This window comes from Kitasatospora sp. NEAU-CNBT7 (assembly GCF_057220535.1).
Genome location: NZ_JBXQQB010000096.1, coordinates 1 through 4,377, shown reverse-complemented (window position 1 = coordinate 4,377; position 4,377 = coordinate 1). Strand labels below are relative to the sequence as shown.

The 4,377-nt window shown below is 66.0% G+C and carries 5 protein-coding genes and 1 pseudogene; 5 read left to right on the top strand and 1 reads right to left on the bottom strand.

What is annotated here, in order from left to right; translation table 11 throughout:
• The 3 genes and pseudogenes from AC2TEW_RS38395 to AC2TEW_RS38385 form a co-directional block, all read left to right on the top strand.
• On the top strand, positions 1–277 hold a 277-nt coding region (locus AC2TEW_RS38395), incomplete at its 5' end, for a transposase (RefSeq protein WP_484627793.1).
• 105 nt (positions 278–382) lie between these two features.
• Positions 383–637 (top strand): annotated as a pseudogene (locus AC2TEW_RS38390) (transposase domain-containing protein); the annotation flags it as partial.
• Between the two features lie 142 nt (positions 638–779).
• Positions 780–1,778, top strand: a complete 999-nt coding sequence (locus AC2TEW_RS38385; RefSeq protein ID WP_484627792.1) for a transposase — start codon at positions 780–782, stop codon at positions 1,776–1,778.
• A 640-nt stretch (positions 1,779–2,418) separates the two neighbouring features.
• Here the strand turns inward: AC2TEW_RS38385 and AC2TEW_RS38380 are convergent.
• Positions 2,419–3,465, bottom strand: coding sequence for a hypothetical protein (locus AC2TEW_RS38380; protein ID WP_484627791.1), 1,047 nt, complete (start codon positions 3,463–3,465; stop codon positions 2,419–2,421).
• 253 nt (positions 3,466–3,718) lie between these two features.
• Here AC2TEW_RS38380 and AC2TEW_RS38375 point away from each other — a divergent pair, with 253 nt between their 5' ends.
• Complete coding sequence (locus tag AC2TEW_RS38375; protein WP_484627785.1) at positions 3,719–4,120, top strand: transposase; 402 nt, start codon at positions 3,719–3,721, stop codon at positions 4,118–4,120.
• Positions 4,024–4,377 (top strand): transposase (locus tag AC2TEW_RS38370; RefSeq protein WP_484627744.1); only part of this gene is annotated, 354 nt, incomplete at its 3' end. The genes AC2TEW_RS38375 and AC2TEW_RS38370, both read left to right, overlap by 97 nt.

Sequence of the window (4,377 nt, the reverse complement as noted above, 5' to 3'; positions counted from 1 at the left end):
GCGACGCAGACCCGGGAAGCTGCACGGCGACAAAGCCTACGACCACCGCTTCATCCGCTCCTACCTGCGACGACGGCAGATCCCGGCACGCATCGCCCGCCGAGGCGTCGAGTCCTCCCAGCGCCTCGGCCGTCACCGATGGGTAATCGAGCGGACCGTGGCCTGGCTCGGCGGCGTCCGCCGGCTCCATCGCCGCTACGAATACAAGGCCGACCACTTCGCCGCCTTCGCCAGCATCGCCGCAGCCCTCATCTGCCTCCGAAGACTCTCCAAATGAGATGACTTCTCAGCGAGGCAACGGGACGCCTGTAGATCAACGATCGGCGAAGAAAGTCGATCAAGTACAGGGGTCCCGTTGCAGGAGAAGTCTGTCATCACCCGGGTGGTCGCGGTAGCGGCAGGGGCGTTCGCACCGGGGCATCTGGGCGAGCTGACCCAGATCGTGGACTTCGCGCTGGTGGACGCGGTGCTGTCGGAGACCCGGGCGGTCCAGCACCGGGTCAGGCTGCTGCCGGCCCGGGTGGTGGTGGTGTACTTCGTGCTCGCGTCGGCGCTGTTCGAGCACTGCTCCTACCGGGCGGTGTGGGGCAAGCTCACCGGCGGGCTGGGCAGGCTCGCGCCGGTCGCCCCACACACCTCGTCCCTGTCCCGGGCCCGGCGCCGGCTCGGCCCGCGTCCGCTGAAGGCACTGTTCGAGGCCGTGTCCGCTGAAGGCACTGTTCGAGGCCGTGTCCGGGGCGGTTGCGTGGACAGACACACCCGGTGCGCACTGGTGCGGGATGCGAACCGTCGCGTTCGACGGCACCGGCCTGCAACTGCCCGACCGCGAGCCGGTCACCGCCCGCTTCCCCAAGCGCAGCGGCGAACAGCGCGAGTTCGGCTACCCCCTGTCGCGACTGGTGATCCTGGTGGAGACCGGCACCCGAGCCGTGCTGGCGGCCGCGTTCGGCCCCGAAAGCGACGGCGAACTCGTCTACGCCACCCGCCTGCCGGGCCGTCTGGCGGCCGGGATGCTGATGCTGGCCGACGCCGGGTTCGACGCATGGGAGTTCCTGCGCGACGTCCAGGCCACCGGGGCGCCGTTCCTGGTTCGCTCCTCGGCGCGACGCTGCCCGACCATCCAGCAGCGTCTGCCCGACGGTTCCTACCTGGCCCGGCTGGGCGACGGGAAGCTGCCGGTTCGGATGGCGGAGGCCTGGATCACCGCGACCCTGGCCGGCGGGACCGAGTGCCGCGAGCAGTGGCGGCCGGCCACCAGCCTGCCCGACCACGTGCGCGACCCGGCCGACCAGCTCGTGATCCTCTACCACGAGCGGGGGCAGGCGGAGACCGCCTACGCGAGTCTGAAGGCGACCCTGCTCGACGGCAGAGTCCTGCGCTCCGGCCACCCCGCCGACCTGGACCGGGAGATCTGGGGAATCCTGACGGTCTACCAGGCCCTCATCCGCGCCGCCGCGGACGCCGCCACGAGCAGTGGCCTGGACATGGACCGCCTCAGCTTCGCCATCGCCCTGGACACCGCCCGCGACCAGGTGGTGCTCGCCGCAGCCGTGTTCCCCGGCCCCGGACCCGCCACGCTGGTCGGAGCGATCTGCGCCGCGCTCCTGGACAGCCTGCTGCCCGCCCACCGCCGCCAGCGGATGAAGGCCCGCAGCCTCAAGAGCGCCAGCAAGTACGCCGCCAACATCGGCAAGCACCCCGCCGCCGCCCGGAACTACACCTTCCACGCCGAGGTCATGATCATGGAGGAGGGGCTTGCGCCGCGCCCGCGACGGTAAACGCAGCGACGTTGGCCGAGTGGTGTAGCAGCGATCTTGGAGTAGGGCCTGGTCAGCGGCCCGGCGGCCGCCGTCCGGCCCTCGGCTGATGGCCCCGCCCCTCACCGCGACCTGCGGCGAGGGTGCGGGCGAGCCACTCCGCGAACCTCGACCCAGGCACCTCGCTCCGACGCGAGGTCAGTGCACGGAGATTCCACCACCACGTGGGACACGACCCACAACTCGCATGCTGAAGGCAGGAATCGAGCCGAGCGTGGGAAGCGTGGGCGACTCGTTTGACAACGCCCTCGCGGAGAACTTCTCGAAACAATGGCCGTTGAACCACCCACACCCTCCCTGACCAGGTAATTAGAACCTCCTGCACAGCGGGGGAAGCTCACACCCGACCACTTCCGGAGCCGTGGAACCCGGCGCTTACCCGGCGCGGGAGCCGGGCACTCACCAGGCCCACAGGAAGAAACACCGCGCCCGGACAAGCAAAAACGGCCCGCCAGCCAAGCTGACGGGCCGTCATGCAAGATCGAGGCTATATCCAATAACTTAGCCGAGACAATCTACTAGGGTCAGGGGAACGGCACGGCCCGACACACGACCGTGCGGCCAGGTACCCGGCAAGCGCGGCAGTGGCCGTGGATCTCCTTCAGCCGCCGACGGGGCGAACCACACCGCTGAGAGAAACCTCGGCGATGACCTTTGCCGAGGCCGGTACCCTACATTTCCGACTGTCATAGTCGAATTTATCGATAGGGCAAGAATATGAAATAAGATTCCCCCATCCGTCGGGATTGACATTCGGACCCTTCAGCTTTCCCTGGATCTGGACGGCTGCATTCTTGCTCTTTTCGTCCCCTACATAGAAGCGCCCGTCCAGCTCCTGAGTGGGAGGCTGGTAGTTCAGCCAGACGACCGACTTTGGAGGGACTGTCACACCCCTAGTCTCGCTAAATATCTCGGAATGGGTCCACTGCAGCCCGTAGGTGGCTGACAGGGTTGCACTCACAACGTTCTCCACTCCGAGCTGAACCGAAGCAGAAATGCTGAAGCTCGTAGTGGCCGTGTCGATCGCCGACGATGTCATATTGTATGTCTCATCGCGGTCCGTGGTGTTTGTCTGGGTGCCCGATGCGGGGATCTCCGCGCCAAGCCCGAGTTTCCTTCCATCTAGATCATATAGACACTTTTCGGACGGGGCCTGACAGTACTTCGCGAGAAGCTCCGAGATCCTCCAGTCCCTCTCCTCCCTCGGCGCCTCCTTCACTGTCAGCAGCGGCCGGGCGGTGTCGCTCAACCCACTTTTGGTATTCGACCATTCGCAGTGGTAAGGGGAAACGTTTCTCGTTCGCGAGCTCTCCCGCCCGGGCTTCCCCTCATACACTTCGCACGTAGCGACGTTGCTGCCCAGGTAGGGCATCTTGAATCTGGCCTTTATCCAGTAGCCGTCAATCGGGCCACCCACCTTGTAGGTCAGGAACAGCTCGGGCGAGTCCCCCCGCTTGAGCGAGTAGCTATCTATCCTGTCCTGGCCGATTGTCACCGAGGGCTCGTCGGTGAAGGTTCCCGCGTAAGTGAATTCACCCTCCAGGAGGCTGACTCCTTCGGCTTTCGTCTGGCCTGATATCTTAAATCCGGAGGAGCCCACCTCTTCGCCGCCCGACACCCCCGCCGCATCGGCCGGTGATGCAGCCAAGAGAGATAACGCAAGCACCCCTACTAACGTGGCCAATTTTGTTCGCAAAATACCTCCACCAATTCGAATCGGATGCCTTCCGGGCGCCGACGCCAGTCGACAGTGAAACCCGACAGAGCCTTAATTTTATTTTGGCGTTCGTTAAAAGCTCGCTGGATTGCCACTGGGGACTCCCTAAGAGCTCGTAACACGATCTTGTGAATCGGTGCAGGTCGGCCGTAACCGGTACGACGATTGAGCTGTTCGTGATGGCGTGAGCACCAAGCCGTGGGCCGTGGATGACGAGTTGTGGGCGATGATCGAGCCGGTCCTGCCGGCCTGGCCCGAGCGGTCACCGGGACCGAAGCCCGTGTCGGACCGGCTCTGCCTGCAGGGCATCCTCTTCATTCTCTACACCGGGATCCCGTGGCAGCAGCTGCCCCTGGAGCTGGGCTTCGGCTCAGGCCAGACATGCTGGCGGCGCCTGGAGCGCTGGCAGGAGGCCGACGTCTTCGACCGGCTGCACCGGATACTGCTCGCCGAGCTCAACGCGGCTGGCGAACTGGACTGGAGCCGCGCGTGCGTGGACGCCTCCCACGTACGCGCGAAAAAAGGGGACCGGCGACGGGCCCGTCGCCGGTCGACCGCCGCAAGACAGGCAGCAAACACCACCTGATCTGTGACGGTGGCGGCACCCCGCTCCACATGATCACCACCGCGGCCAACGTGAACGACGTCACCCAGACCCTCGCCTTGGTGGACGGAGTACCGCCGGTGGCCGGCCGGGTCGGCCATCCCCGCAAGCGCCCCGACGCCCTCCTCGGTGACAAGGGCTACGACAGCAACCCCAACCGGCGCGAACTCCGCAGGCGCGGGATCCTGCCGGTCATCTCCCGCAAGGGGCAGCCCGACATCAAGGGACTTGGCAAGCTC

What these genes read in the sequence shown, in the direction of transcription:
- AC2TEW_RS38385 (WP_484627792.1), top strand. Translation starts at nt 780, where the DNA reads ATGCGAACCGTCGCGTTCGACGGCACCGGCCTGCAACTGCCCGACCGC.